The organism is Methylosinus sp. RM1 (genome assembly GCF_011378635.1).
Lineage (GTDB): Bacteria > Pseudomonadota > Alphaproteobacteria > Rhizobiales > Beijerinckiaceae > Methylosinus > Methylosinus sporium.
In genome coordinates, this window is sequence record NZ_WOVC01000021.1 from 20,761 (window position 1) to 37,735 (window position 16,975).

At 65.1% G+C, this 16,975-nt stretch carries 8 protein-coding genes; 3 read left to right on the plus strand and 5 right to left on the minus strand.

What is annotated here, in order from left to right:
- Positions 1–19 precede the first annotated feature (19 nt).
- Positions 20–3,640, minus strand: a complete 3,621-nt coding sequence (locus FMZ75_RS14370; protein ID WP_166143737.1) for an HAD-IC family P-type ATPase — start codon at positions 3,638–3,640, stop codon at positions 20–22.
- Between the two features lie 555 nt (positions 3,641–4,195).
- On the opposite strand from FMZ75_RS14370, the gene FMZ75_RS14375 reads away from it, so the two are divergent.
- From FMZ75_RS14375 to FMZ75_RS14385, 3 genes are all read left to right on the plus strand, one after another.
- A complete protein-coding gene (locus FMZ75_RS14375; protein ID WP_166143739.1) occupies positions 4,196–5,143 on the plus strand; it encodes a family 2A encapsulin nanocompartment shell protein in 948 nt (315 codons plus the stop codon).
- Positions 5,144–5,220: 77 nt separating this feature from the next.
- Positions 5,221–7,413: a family 2A encapsulin nanocompartment cargo protein cysteine desulfurase gene (locus tag FMZ75_RS14380; protein WP_207783445.1), complete on the plus strand. Its 2,193-nt coding sequence runs from the start codon at positions 5,221–5,223 to the stop codon at positions 7,411–7,413.
- Between the two features lie 75 nt (positions 7,414–7,488).
- Entirely contained in the window at positions 7,489–7,932 is a 444-nt protein-coding gene (locus tag FMZ75_RS14385; RefSeq protein WP_109027202.1) for an Rrf2 family transcriptional regulator, read from the plus strand.
- Positions 7,933–8,098: 166 nt separating this feature from the next.
- On the opposite strand, the gene FMZ75_RS14390 is transcribed toward FMZ75_RS14385, so the two are convergent.
- The 4 genes from FMZ75_RS14390 to FMZ75_RS14405 form a co-directional block, all read right to left on the minus strand.
- Positions 8,099–8,992 (minus strand): LysR family transcriptional regulator, encoded by an 894-nt coding sequence (locus FMZ75_RS14390; protein WP_109027203.1) that lies wholly within the window; start codon positions 8,990–8,992, stop codon positions 8,099–8,101.
- Between the two features lie 80 nt (positions 8,993–9,072).
- Positions 9,073–12,354 (minus strand): efflux RND transporter permease subunit, encoded by a 3,282-nt coding sequence (locus FMZ75_RS14395; protein WP_142862655.1) that lies wholly within the window; start codon positions 12,352–12,354, stop codon positions 9,073–9,075.
- A complete protein-coding gene (locus FMZ75_RS14400; protein ID WP_166143741.1) occupies positions 12,351–15,470 on the minus strand; it encodes an efflux RND transporter permease subunit in 3,120 nt (1,039 codons plus the stop codon). The genes FMZ75_RS14395 and FMZ75_RS14400 overlap by 4 nt, the downstream gene beginning before the upstream one ends.
- A complete protein-coding gene (locus FMZ75_RS14405; RefSeq protein ID WP_166143743.1) occupies positions 15,467–16,666 on the minus strand; it encodes an MdtA/MuxA family multidrug efflux RND transporter periplasmic adaptor subunit in 1,200 nt (399 codons plus the stop codon). Before FMZ75_RS14405 ends, FMZ75_RS14400 begins: the two co-directional genes overlap by 4 nt.
- Positions 16,667–16,975 lie beyond the last annotated feature (309 nt).

A 16,975-nucleotide genomic window follows, 5' to 3' on the forward strand; every position in this document is an offset into this window, starting at 1 on the left:
CGCCGCATCGGATTTCGCCCTATTCCGAAGGATCGATCGCGATTTCGACCGTAGCTGTCATCCCCGGCTCGAGGGCGATGTCCGGATTGGCCACATCCACGACGATCTCGCTGGCCTCGCGTCCGGCGCTCCCTTCCGGCGCGCGCCGCACGAGGCGCACGACGCCGGAAAAGCGGCGATCGGGAATCGCATCGGCCGCAACGGTCGCGGCAGTCCCTTCCCGAATGAGAGCGGCGTTCGTCTCGGCGGTTCGGGCGTCGATGCGCAAAGTGGAGAGATTCGATCCTACGACGAAAGGCGGAGGATCGCCCCCCGGCGCGACTTTTCGACCGACCTCGACATTGCGAGCGACGACGACGCCGTCGACCGGCGCGCGAATATCGCCGTCGTTCAGCGCCGTTTCCGCCGCGGTCAGCGCCGTGCGACGCTCGGCGAGCGCGGCTCGCGCATGGCGCGCCGCGGCCTGCGCCCGCTCGAGCACGGCGCGTGACGCCGCCAGCGTTCTTCGCGACACGCGCCATGCTGTCTTGCGATCGAGATCGTCGCGCGCTGCGGCGAGGCGCGCCTCGCTTTGTCGAAGCGCCTTTTCCGCCGCTGCGACGGCGGTCCGCTTCGCGTCGAGAGCCGCCTCGAGCGGACGCGCGTCGAGCTTCGCGCAGATCTGCCCGGCCACGACCTTCGTTCCTCGCTCGCAAAGGATCGCTTCGACGACGCCGGCCGCGCGCGCAGGCGCCGGGACGACGACGACCGGTTCGATCACGCCCGAGGCCGTCACGACAGGGGCCGCGGGCGGCGCGTGACGCAGAGCGCGATAGGCCAGTCCGCCGCCCGCCGCGAGAAGCGCGAGCAGCCCGACCGCGGCCGTCCGACGCCAGCCGCTTCGGACAGCGCCGCCGGCAGGAGAGAAAACAGCACGCGCCCAACGAGCTAAATTCCGCGAGCCGAAGAGCGCCTTCTCGCTCTCGACGACGAGGAACAGCGCAACGCTCGCCGCGAGGACATATCCCCAATTCGCGAGGTCGAGCGCCTCTGTGGCGAACCACTCCTGCATGAAGGGCGCGTAGGTGAACAGCGCCTGGAGCGCGATCGTGAGGCCGACGGCGATGAGCGCGGCCCGGCTGCCGAAAAAGCCGCGCCAGGATATCGAGGACTCGTTCAGATAGCGAGCGTTGAAGAGATAGGTCGCCTCGCAGGCGACGAGCGTGTTGACCGCGATCGTCCGCGCGCGGTCGAGCCCCAGACCCGCCGCTTTGGCGTATTCGTAGAGACCCAGCGTGGCGATGAGCATCAGGATCGAGACGAACACGATCCTCCAGACATAGTAGCTCGAAAGGAGCGGCTCCGTCGCGGCGCGTGGCGGACGCGCCATGATGCCGCGCGACGGCGGCTCGAAGGCGACCGCTATGCCGAGAGTCACGGCGGTGACGAGATTGACCCAGAGAATCTGCACCGGCGAGATCGGCGGCATGTCGCCGATCGCGATCGCGAAAATGACAGTCAGAGCCTGGCCGCCATTGGTGGGGAGGAGATAGAGGATCGTCTTCCGCAAATTCTCATAGACGAGGCGCCCTTCGCCGACGGCGTCGACGATGGAGACGAAATTATCGTCCGCCAGCACCATTTCGGCCGCCTCCTTCGCGGCTTCTGTCCCCTTCACGCCCATGGCGATGCCGATGTCGGCGCGCTTGAGCGCCGGCGCGTCGTTGACGCCGTCTCCCGTCATGGCGACGATCTGGCCCTTGCTCTGCAGCGCCTTCACCAAACGCAGCTTGTGCTCTGGACTGGTGCGGGCGAAAATCGTCGTGCTCGCGACGGCGTCGCACAGCCGTTCGTCCGACAGCGCGTCGATGTCATGTCCGGTCAGCGCCGCTTCGACGCGCTCGAGCCCGAGCTCCCGTCCGATGGCGACGGCCGTCGCTGCGTGGTCGCCGGTGATCATCTTCACGCCGACGCCGGCCAGCGCGCATCGCCTCACCGCCTCCAGAGACTCTTCGCGCGGCGGATCGATCAGGCCGATGAGTCCGAGAAAGACGAGGCCCGTGTCCACATCGTCGAATGCGAGCTGCTGGCGGCCCTCCTCCGCGCTCTTTTGGGCGACGCCCAGCACACGCTGGCCTTTCGCCGCGATCTCGTCGATGCGCGCGGTCCAGAACGCCGCGTCGAGCCGCTGCTGGCCGCCCTCGGCGTCGCGCTGCCAGAAGCACATTTCGAGCAGGCGCTCCGGCGCGCCTTTCACGAAGATCGAGCCCGCGCCTCTATGGTCGTGATGCAGCGTCGCCATGAAGCGGTGCTGCGATTCGAAGGGAATCTCGTCGGTCCGCGGCGACTCGAGCGCCTGCGCGCGCAGATCGATTCCCGCCTTGGCCGCCGCCGTCAGCAGAGCGCCTTCCGTCGGATCGCCTTCGACGCTCCAGACCTCTCGCGCCTCGCGCAGGACCGCATCATTGCAGAGCGAAGCGGCGCGTAAAATCGCCAGCAGATCGGCGGCGTCCTCGCAAGAGACGTCCTGCTGTCCGGCGTCTCGCTCCAGTCGCGTGAAGCCGCCGTGCGGATCATAGCCGGAGCCGGAGGCCTCATAAATCGCGCCCGCAGTCGCGACGGCGCGGACGGTGAGCTCGTTGCGCGTCAGCGTGCCGGTCTTGTCGGAACAGATCGTCGTCACCGCCCCGAGCGTCTCCACCGCGGGAAGCCGCCGGATGATGGCGCGGCGGCGCGCCATGCGCTCGACTCCGATCGCCAGCGTGATGGTGATGATCGCCGGCAATCCTTCCGGAATGGCCGCCACGGCGATGCTGACCGCCGCCATGAACATTTCGGAGGCGGCAAATCCCCAGGCCAGCGTCCCGATCAAATAGACGGCGAAGGCGACGATGAGAATGAGAATGGTGAGCCATCGCGCGAACTCGGCCATGCGCTGCAGCAGCGGCGTCGTCAGCTCCTCCACCTCCGAGAGCATCGCGCTGATGCGGCCGATCTCCGTCGCCGCGCCGGTCGCCACGACGAGCCCGGCCCCCTGGCCATAAGTCACCACCGTGCCCGAATAAGCCATGGACGGCCTGTCGCCGAGCAGCGCGTCCGGCGCGACCGGCGCGATGTCCTTGTCGACCGGCAGCGACTCTCCCGTCAGCGCCGCCTCTTGAACTTGCAATGATTTGACGCGGATCAGGCGCAGATCGGCAGGAATCTTGTCGCCCGACTGGACGAACACGACGTCGCCGGGAACCAAAGTCTCGGCGTCGACGACATGCCGATGACCGTCGCGAATGACCGTCGCATGAAACGACAGCATACCGCGCACCGCCTCCATCGCCTGCTCCGCCTTGCCTTCCTGGATGAAGCCGATCAGCGCATTGATGACCACCACGGCGACGATCACCGCCATATCCACCCAATGACCGAGCAGAGCGGCAATGACCCCGGCGCTGATGAGCACATAGATGAGAACATTGTGGAATTGCAGGGCGAAACGGACGAGCGCGCTGCGCCGCCGTCCGGACGGCAGGCGATTCGGCCCGTAGTGCGCGCGCCGTCGCGCCGCCTCCGCATCGCTCAGCCCCGCGCTGGACGATTCGAGCCGCTCCAAAGCCGTCTCGATCGAAATGGCCGGCCAGTCGATATCGCGATGGACATGTGCGCTCATCGGGCTCAACCACGAGAATGAGGAAGAATATCCCGAGCCGTCTCGAAGGCTTTCGAGCATGAACGGAAGCGGCGACCTTCGATATCGGCGGTCCTGACTTTTCCTGATTGCGAATATTTCGCCTCGACGAGGGTGAAATGGGACCGGCGCCCTCGAGCGTCAACGCCGCCGCGCCTCGCCCGCTCTGAAATTCGAGCTCGGCCGCGGCGGCCGAGCGAAGCGGCAAGCGCCGGGCATTCGCTTCGACCATCGTCCAATGCCCCGTTCACGCCATTGGTCGAGTCACCCATTCTCGCTCGCGACGCCGCCACGCCGAGAAGTATAGACTTCTTGTAGACGTCTATAAAATGTATAAATTAGCACAAACTGCTGAAGTAGAAAAATTTTCTACTTAAATTACTATTGCTCGACGCGCTCGGCGAGGGTAGCTTTCGGTTGCGGCGGGCCTCGCCTGCGCCGCTCCTTTCGATGACGGCCGACGTTCTTCGGCGATGCGCGCGATTCCGTCGCGCCGGCGCCGGGCGCTTCGTTCTATCGCCCCGAGGAATACCTTAAATGACCACCGAACCCGAAGTCCGGCGGACGCTGAGCGAATCTGCGGCCCGCCAGCTCGCCAATGCGACCAAGACGAGAGCGCAGTGGTCGGGCATTACGCCGCGCTGGCTCGTGTCCTTTCTGCCCTGGACGCCCGTCGAGGCCGGCATCTACCGGCTGAACCGCGTCAAGGAGGAGGGAGCCCTCACCGACGCCGACGTGACCTGCAGCCCGGCCCGCGACCGCGACGCCGACCTGCCGGAGACCTTCGTCGATTACGAGGATCATCCGCGCGAATATTCGATGAATGCGGTCACGACCGTGCTCGATGTGCAGACCCGCGTCTCCGATCTCTACAGCCATCCTTACGATCAGATCCAGGAGCAGGTCCGCCTGCTGACCGAGAAGGTCAAGGAGAAGCAGGAGAGCGAGCTCATCAACAATGCCGAATACGGCCTGCTCGCCAACGCCCATCCGTCCATGAAGATCAGGACGCGGACGGGCGCGCCGACCCCGGACGATCTCGACGAACTGATCTCCAAAGTCTGGAAAGAGCCGGCCTTCTTTCTCGCGCATCCGCGCGCCATTGCGGCCTTCGGTCGCGAATGCACGCGCCGCGGCGTGCCGCCGCCGACGGTCACCCTGTTCGGCTCGCCCTTCATCACCTGGCGCGGCCTGCCGCTGGTGCCGAGCGACAAGCTCTTCATCGACGAGGCCGGCAAGACCAATATTCTGCTGCTGCGCACGGGCGAGAAGAAGCAGGGCGTGATCGGCCTGTTCCAGCCGGGCATTCCGGGCGAGGTGGCGCCGAGCCTTTCGGTCCGCTTCATGGGCATCAACCGCAAGGCGATCGCCTCCTATCTCATCTCGCTCTATTGCTCGGCCGCCGTGCTGACGCATGACGCGCTCGGCGTGCTCGAGGGCGTCGAGGTGGGCAAGTTCCACGATTACGGCGACAAATACATCTGATCTTTCGGCTCTCGAGCCGCTCGCGCCGGCGGAGCTCCGCCGGCGCGCATTTCCGCAATGTCCGAGAGAGAGCGATCATGTCTTCTGCGCCGTCCAATTCCGCTGCATTCGGCGCGACAGCGCCCGATGCGCCCTCCGAGGAGACGCTGACGCGCCATGGAGCGCCGGCCTTTCCCGATCCGGCCATGATCGCGCGCATCGCCAATGCTTTTTTCCAGGCTTCGCCGAATGAGCCTCCGACGACGCCTTCTCCCGGCGCTCCCATCGTGCCGCCGACCCAGCCCGAGGCGCCCGCGCCTTCGGTCGTCACCAGCGTTGCTCCCTATGCGCCCGCGCGCGCGCCTTTCGGGCCGCCCGACATTCCGCCGACGACCATTCCCTCCATCGCGCCGACGCCCAATCTTTCCGCCCCCTCGGCGCCGGTCGGCCTGCAGCCTGCGGTTCCACCCTATGGCCTCTCCGATGTTCCGCAGCCGGGCGCTTCGGTCGGCGCCTTCGAGCCCGGAAGCCCCGCCGATGCGGCGATCGACTATTCCGCCATCCACAATTCGCCGCCGCAATATCCCGGCGCTTCGCTTGTGCAGGCGCCGGCGCCCTATGGCTCCCATGATCCCGCCGCCACGCCCGGCGGCGTGAAGGCGGCGCCGAGCGACAATCTCTATTTCCTGCGCGAGCGCGCGACGCCGGCTGCTTCCGATCCCTCGCTTTCGCTCGTCGACCGCTATAAGGCGGCGGATGTCGCGCCGTCCCCGGCCGCCCCCGAAGCTCCACCGCAGAATTTCGCCTACTCCGGCCCTTCCGAGGCGGACCCGCATCGTCTCTCGGACGCTTTCGCGCTGGGGACGCCAAATGTCGCCCTGCCGGAAATCTCCGGCCAGGAGCGCAGCTTCGCGCCCGGCGCCGCCGGCCCCGCGGCGACCGATTCGCTCTATTTCCTCGATCGCGCCGGCGCCGTTCCCGCCGCGCCGAAGGCGGCTCCGCAAGAGCCGCAGGGCTATGCGCCGCAACTCGCCGCCAGCGCGCCGGCGAGCCGGGCCGCCTTCGACCCCTATGCGGTGAAGCGCGACTTCCCCATTCTGCAGCAGCAGGTGCACGGCAAGCAGCTGGTCTGGCTCGACAATGCCGCGACGACGCAAAAGCCGCAGGCCGTCATCGACCGGCTCGCGCATTTCTACGAATATGAGAATTCCAACATTCATCGCGCCGCCCATGCGCTGGCGGCGCGCTCGACCGACGCCTATGAGGCCGCGCGCGAGAAGGTGCGCCGCTTCCTGAAGGCGCCTTCGGTCAAGGACATCATCTTCGTGCGCGGCGCGACCGAGGCGATCAATCTGGTCGCCCAGGCCTGGGGCCGGCGCAATGTGCAGGCGGGCGACGAGATCGTCGTCTCCTGGCTCGAGCATCACGCCAATATCGTGCCCTGGCAGCAGCTCTGCGCCGAGAAGGGCGCGCGGCTGCGCGTCGCGCCGGTGGACGATCGCGGCCAGATCATCCTAGAGGAATACGAAAAGCTGCTCGGTCCCAAGACGCGAATCGTCTCGGTGACGCAGGTCTCCAACGCGCTCGGCACGGTGACGCCGGTGCATGAGATCACGGCCATGGCCCATCGCCATGGCGCGCGCGTGCTCATCGACGGCGCGCAGTCCGTCTCGCATATGCCGGTGGACGTGCAGTCGATCGGCTGCGACTTTTTCGTCTTCTCCGGCCATAAAGTGTTCGGCCCGACCGGCATAGGCGTCGTCTATGGCACGGATGAGGTTCTCGCCGACATGCCGCCCTGGCAGGGCGGCGGCAATATGATCGCCGACGTGACCTTCGAGAAGACCATCTATCAGGGTCCGCCGGAGCGTTTCGAGGCCGGCACCGGCAATATCGCCGACGCCGTCGGGCTCGGCGCCGCGCTCGACTATATCGAATCGATCGGCATGGAGGTGATCGCCCGCTACGAGCATGATCTCCTCCTCTACGCGACCGAGAAGATGCGCCTCGTGCCCGGCCTCACCTTCATCGGCACGGCGGCGGAGAAGGCCAGCGTGCTCTCCTTCGTGCTCGACGGCCCTCGCACCGAGGATGTCGGCAAGGCGCTGGACCGCGAGGGCATAGCGGTGCGCGCCGGCCATCATTGCGCGCAGCCGATTCTGCGCCGCTTCGGCCTCGAGGCGACCGTGCGGCCGTCGCTGGCCTTCTACAACACCTGCGCCGACGTCGATGCGCTGGTCGCCGCGCTCTTGCGCCTGCAGAGCGGTCGCGCTCCCGCTATGCCTCGGTGATCGAAACCGCTCGAATTCGTTGACTTCGGGACGCCACGCTTTTAGTCTATCGACTTTATAGACGGAGCGGGGCGCTTGCTGACCAAAAAGGGGAAATATGGCCTGAAGGCCATGGCGTATCTCGCGAAATTCGCGCCGGGGCGCCCGGTGCCGGTGGCCGAGATCGCCACGACGCAGAATATCCCGAAGAAATTTCTCGATTCTATCCTCTGCGAGCTGCGCAATAGCGGCTATGTCAGCTCCAAAATGGGCAAGGGTGGAGGATACACGCTCGCCCGCCAGCCGGAACAGATCATCATCGGCGACATTATTCGCGCGCTCGACGGTCCTTTGGCGCCGCTCCCTTGCGCCAGCAAAACCCGCTACCAGCCTTGCGACGATTGCGGAGATGTCGAGCGCTGCGCCATTCGGCTCATCATGCAGGAGGCGCAAAGGGCGCTTTCCGAAGTGCTCGACAGTTGCACGCTCGCGCAAGCCCGCTCGCTGAGCGATCGCGTCGCGCTCTGCTATGATATTTGAGGCGCCGCACTGTGATCCTTCGGGCCGTCGCCGCGCGCGACGATGCCGCCGGCGCAGAACATCGGCAAAGCCTACGATTGAAGACAGCCGTCTCCAACCGACGTGAGGCTGGACGCCGCCGAGAAGCCGAATCTCGCGCCGCCGCGCCGCTCCCGAAATAGCGCGGCTATTCGCGGTGGCGCAACGCGGCCACCAGAGCGGAAAAAGCCGGCGAGGACTGCCGCCGGCTCGGATAATAGAGGTAGAAGCCGTCCCAATAGGGGCACCAGCCCTCCAGCACCTGCACGAGCCGTCCTTTGGCGATATGCGGAAGCGCGATCTCCTCGGGCACATAGGCGAGGCCGAGACCCGCCAGAGCGGCGTCGAGCACATGGTGGATATTGTTGAAGACCAGCTGCCCGTCGACGCGGATCTTGATCTCGCGGCCGTTCTTCTCGAACTCCCAGACATAGAGGCCGCCGGACGTCGTGAAGCGATAATTTATGCACATATGCCGCATCAGATCCTGCGGCTTGGTCGGCTCGGGATTCTTCGCGAAATAGGATTTCGCGCCGACGACGGCGAAGCGAATGTCGGGGCCGATGCGCGCCGATATCATGTCTTTCGCGACCAGCTCTCCCATGCGAACGCCGGCGTCATAGCGCTCGGTGATGATGTCGGTGAGGCCGTTTTCCATCAGGACCTCGACCTTTATGTCCGGATATTTCGGCATGAAGCATTTCAGCTTCGGCCATAGGACATTGCTGATCGCAAAATCGGAGGCGGTGATCTTGATCGTTCCGGCGGGCTTGTCGCGCAGCTCGCTGAGCGAATCGACCTGCGCCTCGATCTCGTCGAAATGCGGGCCAATGCCTTCGAGCAGGCGCTCGCCGGCCGTCGTCGGCGACACGGCGCGCGTGGTGCGCGTCAGCAGCCGGACGCCGAGCCGCGCCTCGAGCTGTCGAATCCTATGGCTCAAGGCCGATTGTGAAACGCCCATTTTGGCGGCCGCCCGGGTGAAGCTGCGCTCCCGCGCCACGGCGAGGAAGGCGAGCAGGTCGTCGACATTGTCTCGCGCCATTCATGAGCCCCATTCATATCGCCATGCGGATTATAGCGAAGGGCCGACGGTCGAGATAGGCGGCGCTCTGCTCGCCGAGCTCACGGATTGGTCTGCATCGCCGAATTTCGGCTCTCGCTCGAACGTCCTCCGCGTCGAACCAGCCGATCGAGATAGAGATAGACCACCGGCGTCGTGTAGAGCGTCAGCGCCTGGCTGACGACGAGCCCTCCGATGACGGCGATCCCGAGCGGCTGCCGAAACTCGGCGCCGTCGCCCCCGCCGAGGGCGAGCGGCGCCGCTCCGAAAATCGTGGCGACTGTCGTCATCGTGATCGGCCTGAAGCGCAGCACACATGCGTGGCGAATGGCGTCATGCGCCGACAGGCCGAGTTGGCGTTGCGCTCGGATCGCCACGTCGATCATCATGATCGCGTTCTTTTTGACGATGCCGGTCAGCAAGATCACGCCGATGAAGGCGATCACCGTAAATTCGATGCGCAACGCCGTCAGCGTCAGAATCGCGCCGAGGCCGGCCGACGGCAAAGTCGACAGAACCGTCATCGGATGGATGAAGCTCTCATAGAGGATGCCGAGAATTATGTAGATCACGGCGATCGCCACAATGGCCAGAATCCCCTCCTGGACGATCACCTTCTGGAATGCCGCGGCGGCTCCGGAGAAGCCGGATTGGATCGAGGCCGGCATATGAATCTCGGCCGCCGTTCGCTCGATCGCCGCGACGGCGTCGCCGAGCGCGACATTCGGCGGCAGATTGAACGAAACGGACACGGCGGCGGAGCCGCCGACATGGGTGACGACGAGAGGCGCCGCTTTCTGCTCGAAACGCGCGATCGAGGAAAGCGGAATCATGCTGGCGACCTGCGTGCTGACCGCGGCGCCCGTCGACACCGCGCCGCCCGCTCGATGGGCGATGGCGTTGGCGCGCTGATTGCGCGCGACGTCGGCCGCCGCGGAAGAGCCTCCCGGATCGGCGGCCCCATTCGTCTCGGCCACGATGGTTCCGATCGGCGCATTGGTGAATTGCACGCCGCCGACGAGCCCCCGCGCGGGGCTGACATAGATTCTATTCAGAACGTCCGGACTTTCCCGAAAGCGCGGCGCCGCCTCCATCACGATGTGATATTGGTTCAGCTGCCCGTACATGGTCGAGACCTGCCGCTGGCCGAAAGCGTCGTAGAGCACATTGTCGACCTGTCTCATGTCGACCCCCAGACGTTCGGCTTTGTCCCGGTCGACCGTCACGACGGTCTCGAGCGCGTGCGGCCGGGGATCGACATCGGCGTCGCGGATCTGCGGCGCGCGGGTGAGGGCCGCGGTCAGACGAAGCGCCCAAGCCTGAACCTCTGCGAGGTCGTCGCCACGCAAATCGTAATGATATTGTCCGCTTCTGTTGGCCGGCGCGGAAAAGGCGGCGATATCCTGTGGAGCGACGAGGCGCAATGTCGCGCCGGCGATATTGCTGATTGCCTTGGTCAGTCTGGCGTTGACGTCCTGACAGCTCTCCACGCGCCCCGGCCGCGGCTTCAGCTCGACATAGAGCTCGGCGCTGTTGCGTCTCGCGCCGTCCTCGATCACGGCGGCGAAACTCGCCACGGACGGATCGGCGGAAATCAGCTCCGCTGCGCGTTCCAACATCCGTCGCATCGCGGCGGCGGAAACATTCTGATCCGCCAGCAAGACGCCGTAGAGCCGGCCCGGATCCTGCTGGGGCAGCAGCCCTTTGGGGACCGCGGCGTAGAGATAGACGCTCAGGCCGAGCGCAGCGAAAAACGCCGCGAGCGTCCACTGCGAATGACGAAGGGCGAAATCCAGCGTCCGATCGTATTGCGCCAGCACGCGCTGAAAAATCGCTTCGAGCGCCGCGCCGGCCCGCCGGGGCTGCTTTCGCGACAGCACGATCGAGCAGAGCATCGGCGTCGTCGTGAGAGAGACGACGAGCGAAATCATGACTGCGGTCGAGAGCGTGACGGCGAATTCGGCGAGCACCCGCCCCATGAGGTCGCCCATGAGCAGGAACGGAATAAAGATCGCGACGAGAGAAAGGCTGATTGCGACGACGGTGAATCCAACCTCGTCGACGCCTCGTAGGACAGCGCGCAGCAGCGGCTCTCCTCGCTCGACATGCCGCGATATGTTTTCGAGGACGATCACGGAATCGTCGATGACCAGTCCGACGGCGATGATGAGCGCCATGAGCGAGACGCTGTCCAGACTGTAGCGCATCACATGCATGACGGCGCCGGTCCCGAGCAGCGAGACGATCGCCGCGATCGCCGGCGGAAATGTCGCGCGAAGGCTACGAAGAAAGGCGAGCACCACGAGAATGACGAGAACGGCGCCGATGACGAGGCTGTGTCCGAGATCGCGCAGCGAGGCGCGAATGGTGGCGGTGCGATCCGACGCCATCTCGACGGCGATCGCCGGCGGCAACGCAGCGCGTATCTGCTCGAGCCTCGCCTTGATGCGATCGACCGTCTCCACCACATTGGCGCCCGATGTCCGGTAGACGCGAACCAGGATGGAAGCTTGTCGGCCCGTGATCGCGAACGGACGGAAATCCTCGACCGAATCGATCACTTCGGCGACGTCGGACAATCTGATCGCCTGATCTTCGTGATAGGCGATGATGAGATCCCGCAGCGCGACGGCGTTGCTCACGCGGTCGTTCGCGTAGATCTGAAATCTTCGGCCGTCGCTCTCGATGACGCCCTTCGGACTATTGGCGTTGGCGGCGGCCAGCGCGGCGCGAACGCTCTCCAATTCGACGCCGTATTTCGACAAGGCGTCGGGGTCGATTTCGACGCGCACGGCGAGAGGCGAGGAGCCGAGAACGACGACCTCCCCTACTCCCTGGATCGAAGCGAGCAGCGGCTGCAGCACTGTCGACGCGACGTCATAGACCCGATCGACGCTCATCGTCGTCGAGCTCAAAGACAGATAAGTGATCGGCCAGAAGGCCGAGTTCGATTTGAAAATGAGCGGATTCGATCGCAGCGAGATCGGCAGATCGGCCCGTGCGGCGGCGACCGCCGCCTGCACGTCGCGCGCTGCGCCGTCTATGTTGCGGCCGACGCCGAATGTGAGAGCGACGACAGTCGAGCCGGAGCTGTTGAACGAACGTATTTCCGAGACATCGGCGATCATGCCGAGCCGCCGCTCGAGCGGCGCGGCCACGGTCGTCGCCATGACTTCCGGGCTGGCGCCCGGCATTTGCGCCCTCACGCTGATCGCAGGATAATCGAATTCCGGCATGGGCGCCGCCGGCAGATGGAGAACCGCCAAAGCGCCCACGAGCGCGATGGCGATGGTGAGCAGCGTCGTGGCGACCGGTCGCTCGACGAAGGGGGCCGAGATATTCATTCGCCCGCCTCATAGGCGGCCGATTTCATCCGAGCGGAGGCGCCGCCTCCCCAGCGGCTCGCCAATCGCTCGAAGGTCAGATAGACGACCGGGGTAGTGAATAGCGTGAGGATCTGGCTCACGGCGAGCCCGCCGATAATGGCGATCCCGAGCGGTTGTCGCAGCTCCGCCCCGGCCCCCGAAGCGAACATCAGAGGCAGAGCGCCGAACATCGCCACGAGCGTCGTCATCAGGATCGGCCGCAAGCGCAGAAGGCAGGCCTGGCGGATCGCTGCGTGCGGATCGAGGCCCTGATCGCGCTGGGCGACGAGCGCGAAATCGATCATCATGATCGCGTTTTTCTTGACGATGCCGATCAGCAGCACGATGCCGATGACGCCGACGACGTCGAGATCGTGACCTGTGAGCATCAAGGCGAGCAGCGCTCCGACGCCGGCCGAGGGCAAGGTCGAAATGATCGTTATCGGATGGATGAAGCTCTCGTAGAGAACGCCGAGCACGATGTAGACGCACACCAGCGCTGCGAGAATGAGCAAGGGCTCATTGTCGAGCGAGGCTTCGAAAGCGAGCGCCGCGCCTTGAAAATGCGTGCGGACGTCAAAGGTCGACGCGATCTCCTTTTCGGCTCGGCGGACGGCTCGCACCGCTTCGCCGAGCGCGACCCCCGGACGCAGATCGAAGGAAATCGAAGCCGCCGGAAACGGTCCGAAATGCTCGATCTGCAACGGCGCCGGTCCAATCTCGACATGCGCGATCGCGGACAGGGGCACCTGACCGCCGCGCGCGATGGACGAAGGGAGATAGAGCCGCGCGAGCGCATCCGGCGCGCGCCCGAACGAAGGGGCGGCCGTCAAAATGACGCGCCGCTGATTGGACTGGGTGAAGATGGTCGATACGATCCGCTGCCCGAACGCGTCATAGAGCGCATTGTCGATCGTCGCCGATGTGACGCCGAAACGCGCAGCGGTGTCGCGGTCGATGTCGAGATAGGCGCCGATTCCCGCGACCTGCGACGCGCTGCTCACATTTTCGAGCTCGGGCTGGCGCTGCAAACGCTCGATCAACGCGGGCGCGTAGCGATCCAACGAGCGAGAATCGGCAGACTCGGAGACGAAGCGGTATTGCGCGCGACCCATGGCGGCGTCGATGGAAAGGTCCTGAACCGGCTGCAGGTAGATCGCCGCTCCGGCGACGGCCTCGCATCGGGCGGCGATCCGCCGCGCGATCTCGGCGGCGCTCGCGGCGCGGCGCTCATGCGGCGTCAAATTGATGAGGAAACGTCCGGAATTCAATGTCATATTCACGCCGTCGACCCCGACGAAGGACGACAGGCCGGCGACGTCCGGATCCGCGAGAATGAGCCGCGCGAGCGCCTGCTGGCGCTCGGTCATCGCCGCGAAGGAGACGTCTCCCGGCGCGACCGAGACGCCGTAAACGACTCCCGTGTCTTGGACCGGGAAGAAGCCTTTCGGAATGGCGACATAGAGAAGAACAGCGATGACGAGCGTCGCCCCCGTCGCCAGGAGCGCCGCGCCTCGACGTTCGAGCACACGATCGAGGAGCGTGGCGTAAAGTCGAACGACGGCGTCGAACTTTCGATCGCTCCCGTGTTCGAACGAATTGGCCTCGTCGCCGGCGTTCCGCCGCAAGAGACGCGCGCAGAGCATCGGCGCGAGGCTGAGCGACACGCCGGCGGAGACGATAATCGTCAGACCGAGGGTGACGGCGAATTCTCGGAACAATCGACCGATCACGTCGCCCATGAAGAGGAGCGGGATCAGCACTGCGATCAATGAAATGGTCAAGGAGAGAATGGTGAAGCCGATCTGTCGTGAGCCGATGAGAGCCGCAGCGAACGGCGATCGCCCCTCTTCGACATGGCGGGCGATATTCTCGATCATGACGATCGAATCGTCGACCACGAATCCGGTCGCGACGGTCAAGGCGAGCAGCGTCAGATTATTGACGCTGAAGCCGAGCAGATACATGCCGGCGAAAGCGCCGACCAAGGAGAGCGGCGCCGAGAGGCTCGGGATCAAGGTGGCGCGGCCGTCCCGGAGGAAGACGAAGATCGCCAGAACGACGAGCGCCATCGCCAGAAGGAGATCGTACTCGACGCCACGTACCGACGCGCGGATCGATGTGGTTCGATCGGTCAGCACGGCGACGTCGACTCCGGGCGGCAGGCCGGCCTTCAAGCTCGACAATCGGGACTGTATGGCGTCCACCACGGAGATGACATTGGCGCCCGGCTGTCGACGGATATCGAGAATGATGGCGGGCGTCGTATCCGACCAAGCGGCGACATATTCGTTTTCCGCGCCCTCGACGATCGTCGCGACATCCGAGAGGCGCACGGGCGCTCCGTTGCGAAACGCGACGATGATGCGCTCATAGTCCTCCGCGCGCTTCAGCTGATCATTGGCGTTGATCGCATAGGCGCGCTTTTGTCCCTCGAAGCTTCCTTTCGGCATGTCGACATTGGCGCCGCCGATCGTCGCGCGCAGGTCGTCGATGTCGACGCCGTAAGCAGAAGCGGCGTCGGGATTGACCTCGATCCTGATGGCTGGGCGCTTGCCGCCGCCGATCTCGACGAATCCGACGCCGGGCACTTGCGAGATCTTCCGAGCGAGACGCGCGTCGGCGAGTTCCTGGACGCGCTCGAGAGGCAAAGTTCTCGAGGTTACGGCGAGCGTCAGAATCGGCGCATCGCCCGGATTGATCTTCGCATACGCCGGCGGCGCCGGCAGATCGCTCGGCAGCAGGCTCTGAGCGGCATTGATCGCCGCTTGCGCCTCCTGCTCGGCGACGTCGAGCGCAATGTCGAGCGAAAAGCGAAGAGTGATGACCGACGCGCCGCCGGAGCTCGTCGAGCTCATCTGCTCGAGGCCGGGCATCTGACCGAGCTGCCGCTCGAGCGGCGCAGTGACTGCGCTCGCCATCACCTCGGGACTGGCTCCGGGGTAGAAGGTCCTGATTTCGATGACCGGATGGTCGAACGCGGGCAGCGCCGAGACGGGGAGAAATACGAAACCGATCGTCCCGCACAGCAGGAGGGCGACCATCGTCAATGTGGTCGCAACCGGCCGCCGGATGAACAGCGCCGAAGGATTCACTTTTCGATCGCCTTCACCTTGGCGCCGTCGCGCAGCCGATCGGCGCCGGCGATCACGATCCGCTCGCCGGGCTCGAGGCCGGAAAGAACCGCGGTCGTCCCCTTTTCCGCCGGCCCGAGTTCGATCGGTCGCGCGATCGCCCTGTCGTCCTCGGAGAGGACGAAGGCAAAGGCGCCATTCGGGCCATATTGGACGCCTTCGCTCGGAATGATCGTGACATCACGAAGCGTATCGACGAGCAGACGCACATTGACGAATTGATTGGGAAAGAGCGAGGAATCGCGGTTGTCGAGCTGCGCCTTGAACTTCACCGTGCCCGTCGCAGGATCGACTTGGGAATCGACGCTCGCGAGCGTCCCTTCTGCGATCAGCTTCCTGCCGGATCGATCATACACTGCGACCGCGAGCTTGCCGCCCGCCTCGACCCGCTTCAAAACCTCGGGCAGATGATCTTCGGCCAAGGGGAAAACCACGGTGATCGGCTGCAGCTTTGTGAGGACGACGATGCTCTCGCCGCCCGCCTGCACATAATTTCCCAAGTCGACTTGGCGCAGCCCGACGCGGCCGGACACCGGAGCCGCGATGCGGCAATATTCCAGATTGAGCGCGGCGTTCGCGACATTTCCTTCGTCGATCTCCACCACGCCTTCATATTGACGCACGAGCGATTCTTGCGTGTCGAGCTGTTGACGGGAGATCGAGCTCTGCTTGACCAGCCGCTGATAGCGCTCACGGTCGAGACGCGCGTTTTCGAGCAACGCGCGATCTCGCATGAGCTGCCCTTGCGCCTGACGCAACGCATGTCGATAGGGCCGAGGATCGATCTCCGCGAGGAAATCGCCTTCCTTCACCATCTGCCCCTCTTCGAAGCCGATTTGCGTCAGCCGACCGGAAATCTGCGTTTTTACCGATACAGTGGCGAGGGGCTTGACCGTCCCGAGCGCCGCGAGAGTGACCCGGACATCGCCCTTCGTCGCGCTCGCCGCGCCGACTGGAACCGGCGCCGGCGCCGCCTCGCGAGCGGGCTGGACGCCGTCCGACGACATCGACGCGACCCAGGCGAAGCCTATGGCGATCGGCAGCATGATCGCGAGCTTCCGTGCGAGGCGGCGGCGTCTCGAGAAGCCGTCGACATCCGTGGAGCTGGCTTCGTCTTCGGTGCGCAGCGACGCGCCGGCGGCCGGATCCACGCTCATTTTCCGGCTCGACAAAGAGATGAAAATCGCGCGGCGCGCGTTGGGGTCGGCGCGTCGCCATTCCATCCGATTTGATGACCTCTTTCGCGCATGTCGTTTTCCTCGGCGAGAGCCCTAGTTCGAGCGACGGCTCTCAGAGCCTAAGACGCCGCCAGGAACGAGCTCGGTCGGGCCATTTCGATCGCAGGCAAGGTCTCCTGGGCGCGCGCCGAAACCATTCATGAATGGGAACATGAAAGCGCCAGTGGAACGCCGCGCAGCAAAGTCGAACGCAGCATGAATTCCCCTGACGCGGCTCCACTGGCCGAC

Bases quoted from the DNA above. Each gene is read 5' to 3' on its own strand.
- FMZ75_RS14390 (WP_109027203.1), bottom strand. From the start codon at position 8,992: ATGGCGCGAGACAATGTCGACGACCTGCTCGCCTTCCTCGCCGTGGCG.
- FMZ75_RS14375 (WP_166143739.1), top strand. From the start codon at position 4,196: ATGACCACCGAACCCGAAGTCCGGCGGACGCTGAGCGAATCTGCGGCC.
- FMZ75_RS14370 (WP_166143737.1), bottom strand. From the start codon at position 3,640: ATGAGCGCACATGTCCATCGCGATATCGACTGGCCGGCCATTTCGATC.
- FMZ75_RS14380 (WP_207783445.1), top strand. From the start codon at position 5,221: ATGTCTTCTGCGCCGTCCAATTCCGCTGCATTCGGCGCGACAGCGCCC.
- FMZ75_RS14395 (WP_142862655.1), bottom strand. From the start codon at position 12,354: ATGAATATCTCGGCCCCCTTCGTCGAGCGACCGGTCGCCACGACGCTG.
- FMZ75_RS14405 (WP_166143743.1), bottom strand. From the start codon at position 16,666: ATGAGCGTGGATCCGGCCGCCGGCGCGTCGCTGCGCACCGAAGACGAA.